Origin of the sequence: Streptomyces sp. NPDC006309, assembly GCF_040613095.1 — a bacterium.
Classification (GTDB): domain Bacteria; phylum Actinomycetota; class Actinomycetes; order Streptomycetales; family Streptomycetaceae; genus Streptomyces.
The window spans coordinates 32,480-53,772 of the sequence record NZ_JBEXRO010000014.1 but is presented as its reverse complement, the minus strand read 5'-3'; the positions used below and the strand labels follow the sequence as shown (position 1 = coordinate 53,772).

General features: G+C 74.5%; 15 protein-coding genes. 11 read left to right on the top strand and 4 right to left on the bottom strand.

Translation table 11 applies throughout. The annotated features are described in order from the left end of the window. The first annotated feature begins 1 nt into the window (after nt 1). Nucleotides 2-1,708, top strand: coding sequence for a proline--tRNA ligase (locus ABZ117_RS19540; RefSeq protein ID WP_356822351.1), 1,707 nt, complete (start codon nt 2-4; stop codon nt 1,706-1,708). A 108-nt stretch (nt 1,709-1,816) separates the two neighbouring features. Next, nucleotides 1,817-2,317, top strand: coding sequence for a GNAT family N-acetyltransferase (locus ABZ117_RS19535; RefSeq protein WP_356822349.1), 501 nt, complete (start codon nt 1,817-1,819; stop codon nt 2,315-2,317). Between the two features lie 328 nt (nt 2,318-2,645). On the opposite strand, the gene ABZ117_RS19530 is transcribed toward ABZ117_RS19535, so the two are convergent. From ABZ117_RS19530 to ABZ117_RS19520, 3 genes are read right to left on the bottom strand one after another with little or no spacing between them, the layout of a single operon-like run. Beyond that, the gene (locus ABZ117_RS19530; protein WP_356822347.1) at nt 2,646-3,545 is read right to left on the bottom strand and encodes an aminoglycoside phosphotransferase family protein; all 900 of its coding nucleotides are present in this window, start codon (nt 3,543-3,545) and stop codon (nt 2,646-2,648) included. 56 nt (nt 3,546-3,601) lie between these two features. After that, on the bottom strand, nt 3,602-4,087 hold the full coding sequence (locus tag ABZ117_RS19525) for a DUF4439 domain-containing protein (protein ID WP_356822345.1): 486 nt from the start codon (nt 4,085-4,087) through the stop codon (nt 3,602-3,604). Then, a complete protein-coding gene (locus ABZ117_RS19520) occupies nt 4,084-4,599 on the bottom strand; it encodes a hypothetical protein (protein ID WP_356822343.1) in 516 nt (171 codons plus the stop codon). Before ABZ117_RS19520 ends, ABZ117_RS19525 begins: the two co-directional genes overlap by 4 nt. Nucleotides 4,600-4,805: 206 nt before the next feature. On the opposite strand from ABZ117_RS19520, the gene rimP reads away from it, so the two are divergent. The 9 genes from rimP to ABZ117_RS19475 all read left to right on the top strand — a co-directional run bounded on the left by rimP (nt 4,806) and on the right by ABZ117_RS19475 (nt 17,583). Then, nucleotides 4,806-5,327 (top strand): ribosome maturation factor RimP, encoded by a 522-nt coding sequence (rimP, locus tag ABZ117_RS19515; RefSeq protein ID WP_356822341.1) that lies wholly within the window; start codon nt 4,806-4,808, stop codon nt 5,325-5,327. Nucleotides 5,328-5,329: 2 nt separating this feature from the next. Further along, nucleotides 5,330-6,316, top strand: a complete 987-nt coding sequence (gene nusA / locus ABZ117_RS19510) for a transcription termination factor NusA (protein WP_356822339.1) — start codon at nt 5,330-5,332, stop codon at nt 6,314-6,316. Between the two features lie 122 nt (nt 6,317-6,438). Beyond that, the gene (locus ABZ117_RS19505; protein WP_356822337.1) at nt 6,439-6,735 is read left to right on the top strand and encodes a YlxR family protein; all 297 of its coding nucleotides are present in this window, start codon (nt 6,439-6,441) and stop codon (nt 6,733-6,735) included. A 145-nt stretch (nt 6,736-6,880) separates the two neighbouring features. Further along, on the top strand, nt 6,881-10,006 hold the full coding sequence (gene infB / locus ABZ117_RS19500) for a translation initiation factor IF-2 (RefSeq protein WP_356822335.1): 3,126 nt from the start codon (nt 6,881-6,883) through the stop codon (nt 10,004-10,006). A gap of 193 nt (nt 10,007-10,199) precedes the next feature. After that, a complete protein-coding gene (locus tag ABZ117_RS19495) occupies nt 10,200-10,493 on the top strand; it encodes a DUF503 domain-containing protein (RefSeq protein ID WP_356822334.1) in 294 nt (97 codons plus the stop codon). Between the two features lie 41 nt (nt 10,494-10,534). Next, complete coding sequence (gene rbfA / locus ABZ117_RS19490; protein WP_356822332.1) at nt 10,535-10,993, top strand: 30S ribosome-binding factor RbfA; 459 nt, start codon at nt 10,535-10,537, stop codon at nt 10,991-10,993. After that, nucleotides 10,990-11,895 (top strand): tRNA pseudouridine(55) synthase TruB, encoded by a 906-nt coding sequence (gene truB, locus ABZ117_RS19485; RefSeq protein WP_356822330.1) that lies wholly within the window; start codon nt 10,990-10,992, stop codon nt 11,893-11,895. The genes rbfA and truB overlap by 4 nt, the downstream gene beginning before the upstream one ends. A gap of 311 nt (nt 11,896-12,206) precedes the next feature. Then, on the top strand, nt 12,207-16,505 hold the full coding sequence (locus ABZ117_RS19480) for a trypsin-like peptidase domain-containing protein (RefSeq protein WP_356822328.1): 4,299 nt from the start codon (nt 12,207-12,209) through the stop codon (nt 16,503-16,505). 130 nt (nt 16,506-16,635) lie between these two features. Beyond that, complete coding sequence (locus ABZ117_RS19475) at nt 16,636-17,583, top strand: bifunctional riboflavin kinase/FAD synthetase (RefSeq protein ID WP_356822326.1); 948 nt, start codon at nt 16,636-16,638, stop codon at nt 17,581-17,583. A gap of 99 nt (nt 17,584-17,682) precedes the next feature. Here the strand turns inward: ABZ117_RS19475 and ABZ117_RS19470 are convergent, their stop codons facing one another. After that, nucleotides 17,683-21,282 carry an SCO5717 family growth-regulating ATPase gene (locus ABZ117_RS19470; protein ID WP_356822325.1) on the bottom strand — a complete coding sequence of 1,200 codons (3,600 nt, stop codon included), beginning with the start codon at nt 21,280-21,282 and terminating at the stop codon, nt 17,683-17,685. Nucleotides 21,283-21,293: the final 11 nt, after the last annotated feature.

Here is a 21,293-nt window from a genome sequence, read left to right as displayed (position 1 = left end):
CATGGCCAACGCACCGGTCCAGCGCATGTCCCAGTTGATGGTGAAGACGCTGCGCGACGACCCGGCGGACGCCGAGGTCCTCAGCCACAAGCTCCTCGTCCGCGCCGGCTACGTCCGCCGCACGGCCGCCGGCATCTGGAGCTGGCTGCCCCTCGGCAAGAAGGTCCTCGCCAACGTGGAGCGGATCGTGCGCGAGGAGATGGACGCCATCGGCGCCCAGGAGGTCTCGCTGCCCGCCCTGCTGCCCCGCGAGCCCTACGAGGCGACCGGCCGCTGGGAGGAGTACGGCCAGGAGCTGTTCCGGCTCAAGGACCGCAAGGGCGGCGACTACCTCCTCGGCCCCACCCACGAGGAGATCTTCACCCTCCTCGTCAAGGACCAGTGCACGTCCTACAAGGACCTGCCGGTGATCCTCTACCAGATCCAGACCAAGTTCCGCGACGAGGCCCGCCCCCGCGCCGGCATCCTGCGCGGCCGTGAGTTCCTCATGAAGGACTCGTACTCCTTCGACACCGAGGACGAGGGCCTCGCCAAGTCCTACGCCCTGCACCGCCAGGCCTACCAGCGCGTCTTCGAGCGCCTCGGCCTCGACTACCGCATCTGCGCCGCCACCGCCGGCGCGATGGGCGGCTCGAAGTCCGAGGAGTTCCTCGCTCCCGCCGAGGCCGGCGAGGACACCTTCGCGGACTGCCCGAACTGCGACTTCGCCGCCAACACCGAGGCGATCACCTACGAGCTGAAGCCGGTCGACGGCTCCGCCGTGCCCGCGCTCGAGGAGATTCCCACCCCCGACACCCCGACCATCGAGACCCTCGCCGCCTCCCTCGGCGTCCCGGCCTCCGCCACGCTGAAGAACCTGCTGGTCAAGGTGGACGGCGAGATCGTCGCCGTCGGCGTGCCCGGGGACCGCGAGGTCGACCTGGACAAGGTCGAGGCGCACTTCGCCCCGGCCTCCGTCGAGATGGTCACCGAGGCGGACTTCGCCGGCCGCCCCGACCTGGTGCGCGGCTACGTCGGACCGCAGGGCCTCGGCGAGAAGGTGACGTACATCGCCGACCCCCGCGTGGCCCCCGGCACCGCCTGGATCACCGGCGCCAACAAGGAGCACACGCACGCCCGGAACGTCGTCGCCGGCCGTGACTTCGAGGTCGACGCGTACGTGGACGTCGTCGTCGTCCAGGACGGCGATCCCTGCCCGAAGTGCGGCACCGGCCTGAAGCTGGACCGCGCCATCGAGATCGGACACATCTTCCAGCTGGGCCGCAAGTACACCGACGCCCTCAAGCTGGACGTCCTCGGCCAGAACGGCAAGCCCGTCCGCGTCACCATGGGCTCCTACGGCATCGGCGTCTCCCGCGCCGTCGCCGCGCTCGCCGAGCAGACCGCCGACGAGCACGGCCTGGTGTGGACCAAGGAGGTCGCCCCGGCCGACGTGCACGTCGTCGCCGCCGGCAAGGCCCTCCAGACCGAGCTGGCCCTCGACGTCGCCGGGAAGCTGGCCGCCGCGGGCGTCCGCGTCCTGGTGGACGACCGGGCCGGGGTCTCCCCGGGCGTGAAGTTCACCGACGCCGAGCTGATCGGCGTCCCGCAGATCCTGGTGGCCGGCCGCCGCTCCGGCGAGGGCGTCCTGGAACTGAAGGACCGCAGGACCGGTGAGCGCGAGGAGCTGACGGTCGAGGACGCGATCGCCCGCCTGACCGCGCAGTAGAGCGCACCCACGGGAGTCCGCGGGCCGACGGCCGCCCCCGGACTCCCGCCGGTGCGCCCCCGGAAAACCGCTTCGACCGGACGCCGACCGCTGTCTACGCTGGCCCGCATGCCGACACTCGAGCGACTGCGGCCCGGCCACGAGGCCGCCCTGCTGGCCTTCGAACGCGCCAACCGGGCGTACTTCGCCCGGACAGTGTCCGACCGCGGCGAGGCGTACTTCACCGGGTTCGCCGCCCGCCACCGCGCACTCCTCGCCGAACAGGCGGCCGGCGTCTGCCACTTCCACGTCGTCCTCGACGACCGGGGCGAGATCGTCGGCCGCGTCAACCTGATGGACGTCGCCGCGGGGAGCGCCGAACTCGGCTACCGGATCGGCGAGCACGCCGCGGGCCGCGGACTGGCCACCGCGATGGTCGGCGAGATCTGCGGCCTGGCCCGCGCGGCGTACGGGCTGTCCGCCCTCACCGCGCGCACCACCGCCGACCACACGGCCTCCCGGACCGTCCTGGAGCGCAACGGCTTCACCGTGACGGGGAACATCACCGTCGCCGGCCGCCCCGGCGTCCACTACCGGCGCCACCTGAGCCCGGACACCGGCCGGCTCTAGACGGTGTCGTCGGACTCCCGCCTGCTCCACGACGCCGACCCGAGTACGTCCGGTACGAGAGTCGGGACCCGGCACGCCGAGAGCACGCACCTGACGCCGCGGAGCCCGCCCTCCGGGCGAACGGCGGGAGTTCGACGACACGACCTGGGCCCGCCCCCCGCGCCGGCTCTCCCTCCGCCTCGCGGCGGCACGCACCGGGGCCCGCGCGGGGCCGCCTGCCCGCCCCGGCGGAGAAGCCCGGCGCCCTCCGGATCCTGCCGTGGCCGTGGCCGTGGCCGGACGGCGGGCGCGGCGAACGGTAGCGGGCCGACCCCTCCGGGGGCAGGCTTCACAGCCAGCCCGCGAACTCCAGCAGCAGTTCCGCGTCCTTCTCGCGGCCGACCCGCCGGGCCCGGATCCCCGACTCCACCGCCCGGAACAGCGTCCAGCCGCGCAGCCGCTCCTGGTCCACCTCCAGCGACTCCGCGAGCCGCTTGATACGGCGCCGGGTGACGGCCGGTCCGGACGGCGCCGCGATCAGGTCCTCCACCCGGTCCCGCACCAGCCGGGCCAGATCGAAGGCGCTCTCACCGACCACCGGGTCCGGGCCCACCGCGAGCCACGGCGTCCGCTCCCCGGCGAGCACCTTGCTCTGCCGGAACGTGCCGTGCAGCAGCAGCTGCCCGGGCGGCGCGGCCAGCAGCTCCTCGCGGGCCGCCAGCGCCGCGTCGACCAGCGCCGCCGCCTCCGCGTCGGCCCCGGCGCCCGCCCGCATCGCCGCCGCCTGCCGGCCGGTGCGCTCCGCCACGGTCTCGAAGACATGCCCGGCCGGCGGCTCCACCCACAGCCTGCGCAGCGTCCCCGCCGCCTCCAGCAGCGCCTTCGCCTCCGGCAGCGACCGCACCGACACATCCGGGTGCAGCCGCTCCAGCAGCAGCACCCCCTCGTCCGGCTCCGCGTCCAGCAGCTGTACGGCGCCCAGCCCGGCCCAGTGCGCCAGCGCCACCCGCTCGCTGCCCGGGCGGGCCCGCGGCGGGGCCAGCTTCAGCACGGCCGGTGTGCCGTCCGCCCGCCGTACCAGCACGACCAGGCTGCTGCGCCCGCCCGGCACCTGGACCCGCTCGACGGTCAACTCGCGCCGGGCCACGGCCCGCTCGGCCACCGCGGGCAGCCGCGCCAGCCAGTCGTCACCGGCCGGTGCCGTCTCACCGAGCGCCCGCACCAGGCGCTGCGGCGGTTCGAAAGCCATGCGCGAGTCGTTCCCTTCCTGTCCGGTCCCGTCCTGTCCGGCCCCTTGCCGAGCGCCTACCGGGACGCCGGTGCCGACGGGGTCGTACCGGCCGCACCCGCCTGCCCGGCGGACCGCTCGGCGAGCCCAGGGAAGGCTACGCTCTCCCCGCTCCAGCGGACCGCCCGCACCGCGGCCTCCCGCAGCGCCCCGGCGGCGTCGGCCCGCCGCGCGCCGCTCGCCGCCCGCACCAGGTCCGAGTAGACCGCGGCCACCCGCTCCTCCAGCCGGGCCGCCAGCCGTACCGCCGACCCTCCGTCCCGGACCGGGAACGGCAGCGCGTACGCGGCGCTCGCGGCGACCGGCGCGCCGCCCAGGTCCCGCACCGCGCGCACCAGCGTGTCCCGGCGCGCCCGGTGGGCGTCGTACGCCGCCCGCGCCTCGGACCGGCGCTGCTCGCCGACCCGGCCGCCGACGACGCCGTAGCCGTACACCGCCGCGTGTTCCGCCGCCAGCGCCGCCTGGAGCGCCGTCAGCTCGGCCTGCTCGGTGACGTCGCTCACCTGGCCCCCTCCGTCAGCAGGTACGCGTGCGCGGCCCCGGCCGCCGCGACCGACGCCAGCAGCCGCGCCAGCTCGCCGGGTACGTCCAGCAGTTCCCTGCCCCGCCGGTCGGCGAGGGCCCGCTCGGCGGCGGCGAGGGCGGCGAGGGCCTCCTTGTCGGTGCCGGGCACGGGAGCGGGGGAGGACGACGCCGTGGCCGTGGCCGTGCCGGCGATCGCGCCGGTGGCCGCCGTACCGTCCCCGAAGGCCGCCGCGTGGGCCGCGACCTGCGCCCGCAGCGGGCGCAGCCGGTCCGCGAGCCCCGGACGGGCGGCGAGCACGGCGTCGTAGCGCTCCAGCAGCCCCCGGCTGTCCCGGGCCGCACGCGCGCGCGCCGCGGCGACGGCCGACGGACCGTCGCCCGTGTCCGGTCCGGCCGAGCAGCCCGCCAGCAGGGCGGCGGCGCCGGCCGAGACGAGCAGGGATCTTCTGCGCGGCCCCGAAGGGGTGCGCGGCGGTGGGGGGTACGGCACGGCGGACGTCCTCGGAGAACTCGTGCGGAGGGAGAAACGGCTGGCGGGCGGCCCGCCCGTGATCACCGTACCCGCGCACCCGTCCCGCGCCACTCACCGGCACCGCGAGGCCTCGGGTGGACGGCAACACCTTCCGCGACCCGATACCCTTTGACCAGACACGCGACCCATCCCACAACAGCACACGCGGCCGAGGAGTCACCCGGATGAGCACCACCCAGAGCGAGAGGCTGCGAGAGCTGCTCGAACCGCTCGTCACCTCCCAGGGGCTGGATCTCGAAGAGATCGCCGTGGACTCCGTAGGGCGCAAGCGGGTGCTGCGTGTGGTCGTGGACTCCGACACCGGAGCGGACCTGGACGCGATCGCCGATGTGAGCCGTGCGCTCTCGGCGAAGCTCGACGAGACGAACGCGATGGGCGAGGACGCGTACGACCTGGAGGTCGGGACCCCCGGCGCGGAGCGCCTCCTCACCGAGCACCGGCACTTCGTGCGCGCCACCGACCGGCTGGTGCGGTTCCAGCTGGCCGAGGGTGACGAACTGGTCGCGCGGATCCTGCGGGTGGACGACGAGGGCGTCGACGTCGAGGTGCCCGGGGTGAAGGGCCGCAAGGCCACCGCCCGCAGGCTCGCCTTCCCGGAGGTGGCCCGGGCCCGGGTGCAGGTCGAGTTCAACCGCAAGGACAGCAAGAACACCGAGAAGGACATGAAGGAAGAGGAGGAGGCGTAGCCGTGGACATCGACATGAGCGCCCTGCGGGGCTTGGTGCGGGAGAAGGAGATCTCCTTCGACCTGCTGGTCGGGGCGATCGAGTCGGCCCTCCTCATCGCGTATCACCGCACCGAGGGAAGCCGCCGGCACGCGCGCGTGGAGCTCGACCGGGAGACCGGACACGTGACCGTGTGGGCGAAGGAGGACCCCGACGACCTCGAAGAGGGCCAGGAGTCCCGCGAGTTCGACGACACCCCGTCCGGCTTCGGCCGGATCGCCGCGTCCACCGCCAAGCAGGTGATCCTCCAGCGGCTGCGCGACGCCGAGGACGACGCGACGCTCGGCGAGTACGCCGGCCGGGAGGGCGACATCGTCACCGGTGTCGTCCAGCAGGGCCGCGACCCGAAGAACGTGCTGGTGGACATCGGCAAGCTGGAGGCCATCCTGCCGGTGCAGGAGCAGGTGCCCGGCGAGACCTACCCGCACGGCATGCGGCTGCGCAGCTACGTCGTCCGGGTCGCCAAGGGCGTCCGCGGTCCCTCCGTGACCCTTTCGCGTACGCACCCCAACCTGGTGAAGAAGCTCTTCGCCCTGGAGGTGCCGGAGATCGCCGACGGTTCGGTGGAGATCGCCGCGATCGCCCGTGAGGCCGGTCACCGCACGAAGATCGCCGTACGGTCCACCCGTTCGGGCCTGAACGCCAAGGGCGCCTGCATCGGCCCCATGGGCGGCCGGGTGCGCAACGTGATGGGCGAGCTGAACGGTGAGAAGATCGACATCGTCGACTGGTCGGACGACCCGGCGGAGATGGTCGCGAACGCCCTGTCACCCGCGCGGGTGAACAAGGTGGAGGTCGTGGACATGGGCGCCCGCTCCGCCCGGGTGACCGTGCCGGACTACCAGCTGTCGCTGGCGATCGGCAAGGAGGGCCAGAACGCCCGCCTCGCCGCCCGCCTCACCGGCTGGCGGATCGACATCCGGCCCGACATCGAGCAGGCCGGGGAGTAGGACCCGCGGGAGACCGTGGCTCCGGGGAATAGATCCAGGCCGTAGGTCGCTTGAATCACGACAAGAGCCGTTCGATCGCTGCCCCGAAGGGGTGAGGTCGGTACGGGGAGGTAGACTTAGCTGTGTCTGGCCGGACGCACGACCGAGTATGCCCTGAACGCACCTGTGTGGGGTGTCGGGAGCGGGCGGCCAAGAACGATCTCCTGCGGATCGTGAAGAGCGGGGACGCATGCGTCCCCGATCCTCGCGGTACGCTGCCCGGCCGGGGTGCCTACGTGCATCCCGTCCTGGTCTGTCTCGACCAGGCGGTACGCCGCCGGGTGTTCCCGCGGGCACTGCGCGCCCCGGGAGCGCTCGACACAAAGGCGTTGCGCCGATACGTCGAGCAGACGACAGTTGCCAAGCAGGCAACGCCGTAAGACATGCCGTACGGAACACCGTGCGGCCTGGTACCTCGCGAGTCGAAAGCAGGTCGAGATTGCGATGAGCACTCGATGAGTACGCGATGAGTACGCCCATGAACTAGCGACGGTCCGGCTTCAACCCGGACCTCAAAGGAGCGAAGTGGCTAAGGTCCGGGTATACGAACTCGCCAAGGAGTTCGGTGTAGAGAGCAAGGCCGTCATGGCCAAGCTCCAGGAACTCGGTGAATTCGTCCGTTCGGCGTCTTCGACCATCGAAGCGCCGGTTGTACGCAAGCTGACCGACGCCTTCCAGGGCGGTGGCTCCGGCAAGTCCGCCGGGAAGCCCGCCCCGCGCAAGGCTGCCCCCAGGCCCGCCGCGCCCTCTCCGGCGCAGGCGGCACGTCCGGCTGGCCCGAGGCCGCCGGCCCCCAAGCCGTCGACGGCGCCCGCTGCCCAGCAGCCGGCCGCCCCGGCGGCCTCTTCGGCATCCGCGCCGGCCCCCGGCCCGCGTCCCGTGCCGGGTCCCAAGCCCGCGCCGCGCCCGGCCCCGGCCGCCCCGGAGTTCACCGCTCCGCCGGCTGCCCCGGCCCCGCAGGCCCCGGCCCCGGCCCCGCAGGCTCCGGCAGCACAGAGCCAGCCGCAGAGTCAGCCCCAGAACCAGGGCCAGCGTCCGGGCGCTCGTCCCGGTGCCCCCAGGCCCGGTGGCCGCCCCGGCGGTCCCGGTCAGGGCCAGCAGGGCCAGCGCCCCGCGGCCGCCCAGGGCGGCTCGCGTCCCGGCGGTTCCGCGCCGCGTCCGGGTGGCCGTCCGGCCGGTCCGCGTCCGGGTAACAATCCCTTCACCTCCGGTGGTTCCACCGGCATGGCCCGCCCGCAGGCTCCGCGCCCGCAGGGCGGTCCGCGTCCCGGTGGCCCCGGTGCCCCCGGCGCCGGCCCCCGTCCGCAGGCGCCCGGCGCCCAGGGCGGCGGTCCGCGTCCGCAGTCTCCCGGCGGTTCCCGTCCGTCGCCGGCCGGCATGCCCCGCCCGCAGGGCGGCCCGCGTCCCGGCCCGGCCGGTCCGCGTCCCAACCCCGGCATGATGCCGCAGCGTCCCGCTGCCGGCCCGCGTCCGGGCGGCGGTGGCCCCGGCGGCCGCGGTCCCGGTGCCGGCGGTCGTCCCGGTGGCGGCGGCGGTCGCCCGGGTGGCGGCGGCGGCTTCGCCGGTCGTCCCGGTGGCGGCGGCGGCGGTTTCGCCGGTCGTCCCGGTGGTCCCGGTGGTGGCGGTGGCGGTGGCTTCGCCGGTCGTCCGGGTGGTCCCGGCGGTGGCGGCGGTGGCCGTCCCGGCTTCGGTGGCCGTCCCGGTGGTCCCGGTGGCCGCGGTGGCACGCAGGGCGCCTTCGGCCGTCCCGGCGGTCCCGCGCGTCGTGGCCGCAAGTCGAAGCGGCAGAGGCGCCAGGAGTACGAGGCCATGCAGGCCCCGAGCGTCGGCGGCGTGATGCTGCCGCGCGGCAACGGCGAGGCCATCCGCCTCTCCCGCGGCGCGTCGCTCACGGACTTCGCGGAGAAGATCAACGCCAACCCGGCGTCGCTCGTCGCGGTCATGATGAACCTCGGCGAGATGGTCACGGCCACGCAGTCCGTCTCCGACGAGACCCTGGAACTCCTCGCCGGCGAGATGAACTACACGGTTCAGATCGTCAGCCCCGAGGAGGAGGACCGCGAGCTGCTCGAGTCCTTCGACATCGAGTTCGGTGAGGACGAGGGCGACGAGGACGACCTGGTCGTCCGTCCGCCGGTCGTGACCGTCATGGGTCACGTCGACCACGGTAAGACCCGGCTGCTCGACGCCATCCGCAAGACGAACGTCATCGCGGGCGAGGCCGGCGGCATCACCCAGCACATCGGTGCCTACCAGGTCTCGACCGAGGTCAACGACGAAGAGCGCAAGATCACCTTCATCGACACCCCGGGTCACGAGGCGTTCACCGCCATGCGTGCCCGTGGTGCGAAGTCGACCGACATCGCGATCCTGGTCGTCGCGGCCAACGACGGCGTCATGCCGCAGACGGTCGAGGCGCTCAACCACGCCAAGGCGGCCGACGTGCCGATCGTCGTCGCGGTCAACAAGATCGACGTCGAGGGCGCCGACCCGACCAAGGTGCGCGGTCAGCTGACCGAGTTCGGTCTGGTGGCCGAGGAGTACGGCGGCGACACGATGTTCGTCGACATCTCCGCCAAGCAGGGTCTGAACATCGACTCGCTGCTGGAGGCCGTGGTCCTCACGGCCGACGCCTCGCTCGACCTTCGGGCCAACCCGAGCCAGGACGCGCAGGGCATCTCGATCGAGTCCCGTCTCGACCGCGGCCGTGGTGCCGTGGCGACGGTCCTCGTCCAGCGAGGCACGCTGCGGGTCGGCGACACGATGGTCGTGGGCGACGCCTACGGCCGGGTGCGCGCCATGCTCGACGACAACGGCAACAACGTCGCCGAGGCCGGTCCGTCGACGCCGGTCCAGGTCCTGGGCCTGACCAACGTCCCGGGTGCCGGTGACAACTTCCTCGTGGTCGAGGAGGACCGTACGGCCCGCCAGATCGCGGAGAAGCGCGCTGCCCGTGAGCGCAACGCGGCCTTCGCGAAGCGCACGCGCCGCGTGTCCCTGGAGGACCTGGACAAGGTGCTCAAGGCCGGCGAGATCCAGCAGCTGAACCTGATCATCAAGGGTGACGCGTCCGGTTCCGTCGAGGCCCTCGAGTCCTCCCTGCTCCAGCTGGACGTCGGCGAAGAGGTCGACATCCGGGTCCTGCACCGCGGCGTCGGTGCGGTCACGGAGTCCGACATCGACCTGGCGATGGGCTCCGACGCCATCGTGATCGGCTTCAACGTCCGCGCGGCCGGCCGCGCGGCGCAGATGGCCGAGCGCGAGGGTGTGGACGTCCGGTACTACTCGGTCATCTACCAGGCGATCGAGGAGATCGAGGCGGCCCTCAAGGGCATGCTCAAGCCGGAGTTCGAGGAGGTCCAGCTCGGTACGGCGGAGATCCGCGAGGTCTTCAGGTCGTCCAAGCTGGGCAACATCGCGGGTGTCCTCATCCGTTCCGGCGAGGTCAAGCGCAACACCAAGGCGCGCCTCATCCGCGACGGCAAGGTGGTCGCGGAGAACCTCAACATCGAGGGTCTTCGTCGCTTCAAGGACGACGTCACCGAGATCCGCGAAGGGTTCGAGGGCGGTATCAACCTCGGCAACTTCAACGACATCAAGGTCGACGACGTCATCGCGACGTACGAGATGCGCGAGAAGCCGCGGGCGTAACGCTCACGGTGCGTGCCGGCCGACGGGACTTCGGTCCCGTCGGCCGGCACGCCGTTTGCGGCCCGTGTCCACGGCCCACGGAGCGTAATATCCGTCGAGCCCACGGGCCGCTTCGTTGTACGGTTCTTGGTGTCCCCGGCCATACGGATCCGGGGTCATCGATCCCGTACCGGCGGGTGAACCGGTTACACACATGTACGTGGGGACTCTGTCCTTCGACCTCCTCCTCGGCGACGTCCACTCGCTGAAGGAGAAACGCTCCGTCGTCCGCCCGATCGTCGCCGAACTCCAGCGGAAGTACGCCGTGAGCGCGGCCGAGGTGGACCACATGGACCTCCACCGGCGGGCAGTCATCGGCCTCGCCGTGGTCGCCGGCGACACGGCGCACGTCACCGACGTACTGGACCGGTGCGAACGGCTGGTCGCCGGGCGCCCCGAGGTGGAGTTGCTGTCCGTACGACGGCGCCTCCACGGCGACGACGACTGACCACAGAACACGAAGCAGAAGAAAGAACGGGAGACGGACCAGTGGCCGACAACGCGCGGGCGAAAAGGCTGGCGGACCTCATCCGGGAGGTGGTGGCCCAGAAGCTTCAGCGCGGGATCAAGGACCCGCGGCTCGGCTCGCACGTCACCATCACGGACACCCGGGTCACGGGTGACCTGCGGGAGGCGACCGTCTTCTACACGGTCTACGGTGACGAGGAGGAGCGGGCCGCCGCCGCCGCGGGCCTGGAGAGCGCCAAGGGCGTCCTGCGGTCCGAGGTGGGCCGCGCGGCGCAGGTGAAGTTCACGCCGACCCTCACCTTCGTCGCCGACGCCCTGCCGGACACCGCCAAGACCATCGAGGACCTCCTCGACCGGGCCCGGCAGTCCGACCAGCAGGTACGCGACGCGGCCACGGGCGCCTCGTACGCCGCCGGCCCGGACCCCTACCGCAAGCCCGACGACGACGAGACCGACACGGACGGCGACGCCGCGGAATGACCCAGAAGCACACCACGCCCGACGGCCTTGTCATCGTCGACAAGCCGTCGGGCTTCACTTCGCACGACGTGGTCGCCAAGATGCGCGGGATCGCGCGGACGCGCCGCGTCGGCCACGCCGGCACCCTCGACCCGATGGCGACCGGCGTCCTGGTCCTCGGGATCGAGCGCGCCACCAAGCTCCTCGGGCACCTGGCGCTCACCGAGAAGGAGTACCTGGGCACCATCCGCCTGGGCCAGAACACCCTCACCGACGACGCCGAGGGCGACATCACCTCCGCCACCGACGCCTCCAAGGTGACCCGGGACGCCATCGACGCCGGCATCGCCCGGCTGAGCGGCGACATCATGCAGGTGCCGTCCAAGGTCAGCGCCATCAAGATCAACGGCGTACGGTCCTACAAGCGGGCGCGCGAGGGCGAGGAGTTCGAGATCCCCGCCCGGCCCGTGACCGTCTCCTCGTTCACGGTGTACGACGTCCGGGACGCCGTCGCCGAGGACGGCACGCCCGTGCTCGACCTGATCGTGTCGGTGGTCTGCTCCTCCGGCACCTACATCCGCGCCCTCGCCCGCGACCTGGGCGCCGGCCTCGGCGTGGGCGGGCACCTCACCGCGCTGCGCCGGACGCGTGTCGGCCCGTACAAGCTCGACACGGCGAAGACGCTCGACCAGCTCCAGCAGGAGCTGACCGTGATGCCGGTCGCCGAGGCCGCGACGGCGGCGTTCCGCCGCTGGGACGTCGACGCCAGGCGGTCCCAGCTGCTGCTGAACGGCGTCCGGCTGGAGATGCCGGACGAGTACGCGGGCGCCGGTCCCGTGGCCGTGTTCGACCGCGAGGGCCGCTTCCTCGCGCTCGTCGAGGAGCACAAGGGCAAGGCGAAGAGCCTGGCCGTCTTCGGCTGACCGGTCGCCCGGCCGGTCCGCCGGGCCGGGCGGCCGGATGGTCCGCCGGGCCTTCGTCCTCCCCGGCCGTCGTCCTCTCGTGGAGCGGCGGCCGGGCACGGACCCCCGCCCCTGCCGCCGCTCCACGGCCCCCCCGGTTCCCCCACCCCTAGCCTTGTCCAGCCGCCCCCGCCTATTCACCCGTCCGGGCAGGCGCTCGGAGTGAACCGGGGGAGCGGAAGGGGGCGCGTTCGCCGGGGGATCTGTCCCGCCGATCATCACGCGCCTACCGTCGGTGCCCAGGGCACGCGGGGACGGCGGGAGGTACGGCCATGACGCAACGGGGCCCGCGCACCGCGGGCGGGCGCCGGGAGCACGGGGACGAGTCCGGCCGGGGCGTCTGCGTGACCGACGTGGACAGTGTTGGTACCGGTACGGGGACCGACGGAGAGCGTGCCGCCTGTGCCGGTGCTGATGGTGGCCGGGCCGACGCCGCTCTCGTCCGGCTCCACGACCCGGCCGGCCGCCTCCGGGGCCTCGGCTTCCTCGTCGATCACGAGGGCACCCTGCTCACCAGCCACGAGAACGTCGACGGCCTCTCCCGCCTGGTGCTGCACGCGGCCGGCCGGACCCGCGTGGTCACCTCCGACGCGGTCACCCCGCTGCCCGCCCTCGACCTCGCTCTGGTGCGTACCCAGGGCCTGGGCGTGGACCCGTTACCGCTGACGGCGCGGGACCGCATCGACGCCGGCACGTACGTACGGATCGTCGCCGGCTGCTGGCGCGAGGCCAGGGTGCTGGCGGCGACCCCGGTGACCTACACCGCCCCGCACGGCGTCCACCTCCTCGACGACGCCCTGGAGCTGGCCATCGGTACGGCCGGCCGGGACGCGCTCCGGCTCGGCGGCGGCGCGGCCGGGGGGCCGGTGATCGACGCCCGCACCGGCGCGGTCGTCGGGGTCCTCGGCACCGCCCTGCGCTCCGACCGGCGCGACGCGGGCTTCGCGGTCCCGCTGCGTCCCGCCGCCGGCACCACCCTCGCCGGTGTGCTCGCCCGCAACGCGGCCACCGTGCCCGCGTACGGCGCCGACCTCAACCTCGCCGGCATCCTCCAGCTGACCGCGACCTCCGTGGGCCAGGACGGGCCTCCGGGTGCCCTCACCGGCGACACGGACGCCGTCGAACGAGCCGGCATCGTGCGGGAGCTGGCCGCGTTCACCGGGGGCGACCGGCCCGTGCTCGGCCTCGTCGGCGCCCCGGGCAGCGGCCGAACGACAGAACTCGCGGCACTCGCCGCCCGCCGGGCCCGGACCGGCCTGCCTACGCCGCACCCGTGCCGTTCCGATCTCCCCACGCCGACCCCGCACCCGCACCCGTGCCGTTCCGACCTGCCGGAAACCGGTGGTTCCGTGGCGGCGGTGGCCGGTGGCGAACCCGCGGGGGCCGAGGGTTCTGCGGTGGGGGCGGTCGGCCGGGTGGGGGGTGGTCTGTCCGGGCCGGAGGTCTGGGCGGGTGGTGGCGATGCGGCAGAGGCCGACGGCTCCGCGGCGGTCGGCCGGGTGGGGGCTGGTCCGCCCGCGCCGACGGTGTGGCTGCGTGGTGCCGACCTGATGGAGACCGACGGTTGTGTGGCGGAGGCCGCCGCTCGGGCGGTGGAGCGGGCCGCCCGGATCGTCGCCGCGTCCCGGGGCGCGCACCCCGAGGACCTCGGCGACCTCACCCCCGAACGCCTGGCCGGCCTCGCCGCCCGGGTGGGCCGCCCGTTGCTGCTCCTCCTCGACGGCCCCGAGGAGATGCCGCCCGTCCTCGCCCACCGGCTGCCCGAGTGGACCCGGGGTACCGCCGACTGGCTGCGCGGGACCGGGGCCCGCCTGGTGGTGGCCTGTCGCGAGGAGTACTGGGAACGCGCCGGGACGTACTTCCCGGCCGACCTGCTCCACACCCCGGCCACTCCGACGCCCCCACGGCCGACTGCGGACGCGCCGCCCTCCGCTGCGGCCGCTCCTGTGGTCTCGCCGTCCGCCGTCCCGACCGCGGGTGCGCGGGCCTCTGCCCCGGCCGGCGCCCCTGTGGTTCCGCCGTCGGCCGTCCCCACCGCGAATGCGCGGCCCTTCGTTCCGGCCCCCGTTCACGCGGCCCCGCGTCCTGCCGCGCCCGGTCCGCTCACGCCGGAAGCACCACTCCTCGCAGCGGCCGCGCCGGACGTACCGCTCCCCGTCGCGGCCACATCGGCAGTGCCGCTGCCCGCCCCGGCCGAGCATGTGGTCCGGGCGCCGGCCGTCCCCCTCGCAGAGGCTCGGCCCTCCTCCCCGGCCGCCGACGCGGTCCCGCCCGCCGGCTGTACCGGCCCGGCCCCGCCGAAGGCGCCACCCGCCACCCCGGCCGTGTCCCCGGCCCCGCCGCGCCGCACGACCGACCCCGCGCCCGGTAACGCCCCTCTGCCGCTTCCGCCCTGTCTGCGTCTCGGTGATCTGGACGACGACGAGGCATGCCGGGCCCGTGCTCGGTACGGCATCGCGGAGGGTGTTCTGGCTGGGCGGGACGCCGGGCATCCGCTCGCTCTGCGGCTGGTGTCCGAGGTCCGGGCCGCCGTCCCCGACGCCCCGGTCGCCGGGCCCGTCGACCGGCACGACGTCTTCGCCGCCTACCTCGACCTGATGTGCCTGCGCATCGCGGTGCGTCTCGCCGCCGCGGCCGGTCTGCGGGGTACGGCCGTACGGCGGCTCGCCGCGCGCGTGGCCGGCCAGGTGCACGAGGCCGCCCGGCGCAGCCTCGGGCCCGGGCAGGGCGAGCTGGACCGGGAGGCGTTCGAGGCGGTGTTCCCCTGGGGGCCCGCCCCGGCCCGGCTGGGCGGCGGTACCGGCTGGGCCTCAGCCGTCCTCACCGAAGGGCTCCTCGTGCCGGCCGGCCGCGGCTACCGCTTCGCCCACGAGGAACTGGCCGACTGGATCCAGGGCGTGCACCTGGACCTGGAGGAGGCTCTGCGGGCCCTGGTGCACCGCCCCGGCAGCCGCCACGAGTCCCACCCCGTCCCGGTGCCGCACCACCGCGTCGGCCCCGTCGTACAGGCGCTGCTGCACCTCGCCCGCCAGCACGGGCCCCAGCAACTGGCCTACCAACTGGGCGAGTTGATCGACGCCCTGGAGCGGGACCCCGATTCCTGGTGGGCCGCCCGGCTGCTCGCCCGGACGCTGCTCGAGGTCCCGGACGCGACGCCGTACACCGAGGTGCTGCGCCTGCTCGCCGACCGCGTCGTCGCCCGGCGCCGTGCCGAGCGGCCCGTGCCGGCCGAGTTCGGCCCGGCCTTCTGGACGGCCGTGCCCGTCTCCGGCGCCGAGCGCCTGGACCTGCTGCGCCGGCTGGTGCTGGCCGACCCGGCGCCGCCCGCGGCCGGGGACCGGTACCTGGACGCCGTCGCCGGGCTGCTCGCCGCCGCCCCCACCGTCGTACAGCCCCTGCTGACCCGCTGGTTCGCCGACGAGCGCCCGTTGCCCGCGACCCCGCACGCCACCGTGGCCACGGCCGCGCAGGCGCTGCTGCACACGCACCGGCACGGCGCACCGGACGATCTCACCGAGGTGCTGGTGGCCTGCGGGGACCGCCGTGCCGACGAGCTGCTCGCCGTACTCGCCGAGGACGAGCCGTCGGCCGTGTGCCGGGCCGTGGACCGCTGGGCGCACGACGAGCGTCCCGTCCGCCGGGCGGCGGCGGTGACGAGCGGACTGCGCACGGCCCCGCACGTCCGTTCGGACGCCGACCGGGAACTGCTGCGCTGGGCCGCCCTCGCGCTGCTCGCCCGCCCCGCCGACCGTGACCTGCACGGCGGCGCCCTCGCCCTGCTGGTCCACGACCCGCGGACCCGCGACCGCCATCTGCCCGCCGCACTGCGCCACTTCGCCGACGGCGACCCGCTGTTCCCGCCGAGCGCCCTGATCCCGGCCCTGGCCACCCACCCGGAACCGGTCCTGGAAGCCTTCCGCACGCACCTGCGTGCCCCGGACACCGAGGGCCTGGACACCGCGGCGGCCCTGCGCAGCCTCGCCGAGGTCACCGATCCGGCCCTCGCCCGCCGCGTCGCCGTCCTCGTGGGGGAGGCGGTGCGGCTGCGTCCGGACACCGCCGGACACGTCGCCGGACACGTCGACCGCCGCCTCGAACAGGGCCCCACCGCCCGCCCGGTCCTGCTGCCCCTCGTCACCGGCCTGCTCGACGAGGGTCCCGAGCAGCTCCGGGCGGCGCTCGCCACCGTCCTCGCCGCCACCGGAACCCCCGCCTCCCGCCCGCTGCGCCGCGAACTGCTGGAGTTACTGCTCACCCGGGAACAGGACCCGGCCGTACTGGACGCCGTCCTGCACGCGGCCGTGGCCCAGGACAGCGGCGGCCAGGAGGAGGCCAGACCGGAGGAGGAGGTCCGCGGGCTCGTCCACCGCACCGGCCTGCTCCTCGCCCGCACGTCCGAGGGGGCCGTCCGGTTCGACCGCGCTCTGACCGACCTCGGCCGGCACGTGCCCGGCTTCGCCGCGCGCCTGGCCCGCTGGCTGACCGACGCCCCCGACGACTGGGCCGCCGTGCCGGGCCCCGGCACCCGCCGCGTGATCGAGAGCCTGGCGGGCGTACGCGTACCGGCCTGAGCGGCGGCGGGAACGTGCGCCCCGTCACAGCCTCCATGCCGATGCGGGCAGCGCGCACCCGGCATGGCACCCTTAGACCTGCACAACGAGGTCAGGACAGACACGGACACGGGTTCGAGGAGCGGTCACAGTGCAGCGCTGGCGTGGCTTGGAGGACATCCCCCAGGACTGGGGGCGCAGCGTCGTCACCATCGGTTCCTACGACGGAGTCCACCGCGGCCACCAGCTGATCATCAAGCACACCGTCGACCGCGCCCGTGAACTGGGCGTACCCGCCGTCGTGGTCACCTTCGACCCGCACCCCAGCGAGGTCGTCCGCCCCGGCAGCCACCCGCCGCTGCTCGCCCCGCACCACCGCCGCGCCGAACTGATGGCCGAGCTGGGCGTCGAGGCGGTCCTCATCCTCCCGTTCACCACCGAGTTCTCCAAGCTGTCGCCCGCCGACTTCGTGGTGAAGGTCCTGGTGGACAAGCTGCATGCCAAGGCGGTCGTGGAGGGCCCCAACTTCCGTTTCGGCCACAAGGCCGCCGGCAACGTCGAGTTCCTCATCGGGCAGGGCAAGGTCTACGACTTCGAGGTCGACGTCGTCGACCTGTACGTCACCGGTGAGGCGGGCGGCGGCGAGCCGTTCTCCTCGACCCTGACGCGCCGTCTGGTCGCCGAGGGCGATCTCGCGGGCGCCCGCGAGATCCTGGGCCGCCCGCACCGCGTCGAGGGCATCGTCGTCCGCGGCGCCCAGCGCGGCCGTGAACTGGGCTTCCCGACGGCCAACGTCGAGACCCTGCCGCACACCGCCATCCCCGCCGACGGCGTGTACGCGGGCTATCTGCACGCCCAGGACGAGGTCATGCCGGCCGCGATCTCCGTCGGCACGAACCCGCAGTTCGACGGCACCGAGCGCACGGTGGAGGCGTACGCCATCGACCGCGTCGGCCTCGACCTGTACGGCCTGCACGTCGCCGTCGACTTCCTCGCTTACGTGCGCGGCCAGGCGAAGTTCGAGTCGCTTCAGGCCCTGCTGGACCAGATGGCGCACGACGTGGAGCGGTGCCGCCAGATCGTGGCGGCGCAGGAGTGACCGCCGTACGGCGGTAGCGCGGCAGGGCGGTACGACACGGAGGGCGGCCGGTGCGGTGGAGCACCGGCCGCCCTTCTCGTGCCTCCCTCCTGCGTGCGCCTACTGCTGGGGCGGGGCCGGGGGAGCCTGCGGCGGCTGCTGGCCCGGCTTCGGCTGGGGGTGTCCGGGCTGGGGATACCCGGGCTGCGCCGGATACGGCTGCCCCGGGTACGGCTGTTGCGGCGGGGCGTACGGCTGTCCGGGGCCCTGCGGATACGGCTGCTGCCCCTGCGGGTAGGGCTGCCCTTGCCCCTGCGGGTACGGCTGTCCCTGCCCCTGCGGGTACGGCTGACCGGGGGCGTACGGCTGGCCCTGGGCCTGGCCCGGCATGGGCGGAGCGGCCACCGGCGGCGGGTTGCCGTCACTCGTCCACAGTCCGTGCGCCTGCTGGTGGCGGGTGAGGTCCTCGGCGACCAGCGCGGCGAGGTTGAAGTACGCCTCGCGTGTCCGCGGGCGCATCATGTCGAGGTCGACCTCGGCGCCGGCGGCCAGGTGCTCGTCGAAGGGCACGACCACGACGGCGCGGGTCCGCGTCTCGAAGTGCGCCACGATGTCCTCGACCTTGATCATCTTGCCGGTCTCGCGGACCCCGGAGATCACGGTGAGGGAACGGGAGACCAGGTCGGCGTACCCGTGCGCGGACAGCCAGTCCAGCGTCGTACTGGCGCTGCTCGCCCCGTCCACGGACGGCGTCGAGATGATGATCAGCTGGTCGGCGAGGTCGAGCACCCCGCGCATGGCGCTGTACAGCAGACCCGTACCCGAGTCGGTCAGGATGACCGGGTACTGCCGCCCGAGCACGTCTATAGCCCGCCGGTAGTCCTCGTCGTTGAACGTGGTCGAGACGGCGGGGTCCACGTCGTTGGCGATGATCTCCAGGCCGGAGGGCGCCTGCGAGGTGAACCGCCGGATGTCCATGTACGAGTTCAGGTACGGGATCGCCTGGACGAGGTCACGGATGGTCGCCCCCGTCTCGCGCCGCACCCGCCGCCCGAGCGTGCCGGCGTCCGGGTTCGCGTCGATGGCGAGTATCTTGTCCTGCCGTTCGGTGGCCAGGGTCGCACCGAGCGCGGTCGTCGTGGTCGTCTTGCCGACGCCGCCCTTGAGGCTGATGACCGCGATCCGGTAGCAGGACAGCACCGGCGTACGGATCAGCTCCAGCTTCCGCTGCCGCTCGGCCTCCTCCTTCTTCCCGCCCAGCTTGAACCGTGAGGTGGCCGCCGTGGGCCGGCCACTCTTCGCCTTCTGCCGCTTGTTGTTGAGCAGCCGGTCCGCGGACAGCTCCACGGCAGCGGTGTAACCGAGCGGCGCCGCACCGGGGTTGGTCGGCTGCCGCTGGTCATGCTGGACGGCCTGCGGCCACGCGGCACCGGAACGGGGGTCGACCGGGGCCTGGGGGGCCTGCGGCGCGTCGGACACCGGGGGGAAGCCCGGGTTCTGCGGGGGCTGGGGGAAACCGTAGCCGCCGGGCTGCGGCTGGGGCTGGGGCTGGGGCTGTGGGGCGGCGGCTTCCGGCGGGAAGCCGTAACCGCTCGGCGGCGTGGGTCCGTTGGGGTTCGGCTGGGGCGCCGGGGGCTGGGGGAAACCGTAACCGGCCGGCGGGGCAAAGGTGTTGGGTGCGCCGGTCTGCGGGAAACCGTAACCGGTCGGCGGCGTGGGGCCGTTGGGCGTCGGCTGCGGGGACGGCGCCGGTGCGGCGGGCGCGCCGGGCCGGCCGGCCGGGTGCTGCTGGTTCCATGCGGCGGGCGAGGGCTGCGGGGCCTGCGGCTGGAACGGCGGCTGCTGGCCGGGCACGCCGACGGGGCCCTGCGCGGCCGGCGGTTGCGGCTGCTGGCCGGGCATCGGACCGGGCTGCTGCGGGGAAGTCTGCGGCGGGGGAGTCTGCTGCGGCGCGGGCTGCGCGGGCCACTGGGCCGCGGCAGCGGGGGCGGCGGGCTGGTACGAGGGCGGCAACGGGGGCAGCCCGTTCTGCGGCGCGGACGGCGCGGACTGCGGGGCCCAGCCGGGCTGCGCCCCCTGAGGGGCCGGGGGAGCGGGGGGCGCGGCGGGGTACGGGGCGCCGGCTCCGGGCTGAGACACGCCCGGCTGCGGAACGCCTGCACCGGGCTGGAAAACCCCGACCTGCTGGACGCCGGGCTGTGGGGCATCGACCCCGGCCGGGGTGGGCTGCGGGAAGCCGTAGGCGCCGGGCTGTTGCGCGTTGTGGCCGCCAGGCTGCGGGCTGCCGGGCTGCGGGGTGCCGGTCCCGGGCGGGGTGGGCTGCGGGAAGCCGTATCCGCCGGGCTGCTGGGCGCCGTGGCCGCCGGGCTGTGTGGCGCCGCCCAAGTGGGCGTTGGGCTGGGCCGCGTCGGTCTGCGGCGCGTCAGGCTGCGGTGGGTCGCCCTGCGGTCCCTCCGTTTCCGGCGCGTCCGCGTGCGAAGCGTCTGCGTGCGGTGCCTCCGCGTGCGGTGCGTCCGAGCGCGGTGCACCAGTCTGCCGGGCGGCGTCATCCGAGCCGCCGTCAGCCGAGTCACCGGCGCCGGAGAAGGCGTCCTCCGGCGCGTGGGACTGCGCGGCGTCGGCCGAGTCCTCGGGTGTCCCGGGCCGGGCGGCGTCGGTGGTGCCCTCCTGCTCGCCGGGCTGCGCAGCCGCGTCCGGGCCCTGCCCCGCGGCGGCGTTGTCCGCCGAGCCGTTGTCCGAGGCGGCCGTCTCCGGCGCCTCGGAGGTCCCCGTGCCCTCGGCGCCATCCTGATCGTCCTCGCGCCGCGCCTCGTTCACCGAGGGTGAGGAAGCCTCCGGGACGGTGGCGGCGACGTCGGCCACCCCGTCCGTCCGCGCGCCGGCGCCGTCGCCGGACTCCTCGGCGACACCGGCCGGCGTGACCTCGCCCCCACCGACCTCGTCGCCCGCGTCACCGGCGTCCACGCCGCCGACCTTCGCGGCAACCGTGCTCTCCGTGGATGCCTCACCGTCAGAGTCACCCGGTTCACCCGGTTCACCCGGTTCACCCGGTTCACCCGGCTCCCCGGTCGCTGCCGTGCGCTCGGCGATCTCGGCCATCTGGCGCTTCAGGGCGACGGCGGAGAACCGCATGGTCGCCCCGCTCTCCAGGTCGCCGTTGTCCGTCTCCGGCTCGACCACGGGGGAGGCGCCCGACGCCTCCTGCCGGGCGTCCTGCGGCTCGAAGCCCTCGGGCAGCCGCGGCATCGGGACGGGGCTGCCGACCGGCGGCGCGGGCTGCGCGGCCGGGGCGAACGGCGGACCGCTCACCGGCGCGGGCGGAGCCGGCGGAGCGTACGGAGCCCCCTGCGCCGGGACGCCCTGCGGCGGCGTGAAGGGAGCCCCCTGCGGCGGAGCGTACGGAGTGCCCTGGGGCGGGGTGCCCGTCGGCTGGGCGGACGGGGGAGGCGGTGTCGGACCAGTGACCGGCGTGCCCGTGGGGAACGGCAGTCCGGGGGCCGCCGAAGAGCCCGGGCCACCGGCGGTCCGGGGGTCGCCGGCCCCGGGGAAACCGCTCACGCCGCCCGAGCCCGCCCCCGTACCGGACGCGTTCTGCGTGTACCAGGCGGGGGGAGCGTAGTCGATGGTGAACTCGCCGGTGGTCTCGACGGCCTCCGCGTCGGGCTGGTCATCGCCGGGTGTGTCCCAGCCCCCGCGCGTCCCGTCCCGATCGCTGCTCACAGTTCCTCCTG

Coding starts and splice junctions, on each gene's coding strand:
- ABZ117_RS19535 (WP_356822349.1), top strand. CDS start 1,817: ATGCCGACACTCGAGCGACTGCGGCCCGGCCACGAGGCCGCCCTGCTG.
- ABZ117_RS19540 (WP_356822351.1), top strand. CDS start 2: ATGGCCAACGCACCGGTCCAGCGCATGTCCCAGTTGATGGTGAAGACG.
- ABZ117_RS19530 (WP_356822347.1), bottom strand. CDS start 3,545: ATGGCTTTCGAACCGCCGCAGCGCCTGGTGCGGGCGCTCGGTGAGACG.
- ABZ117_RS19495 (WP_356822334.1), top strand. CDS start 10,200: ATGTACGTGGGGACTCTGTCCTTCGACCTCCTCCTCGGCGACGTCCAC.
- rimP (WP_356822341.1), top strand. CDS start 4,806: ATGAGCACCACCCAGAGCGAGAGGCTGCGAGAGCTGCTCGAACCGCTC.
- truB (WP_356822330.1), top strand. CDS start 10,990: ATGACCCAGAAGCACACCACGCCCGACGGCCTTGTCATCGTCGACAAG.
- ABZ117_RS19480 (WP_356822328.1), top strand. CDS start 12,207: ATGACGCAACGGGGCCCGCGCACCGCGGGCGGGCGCCGGGAGCACGGG.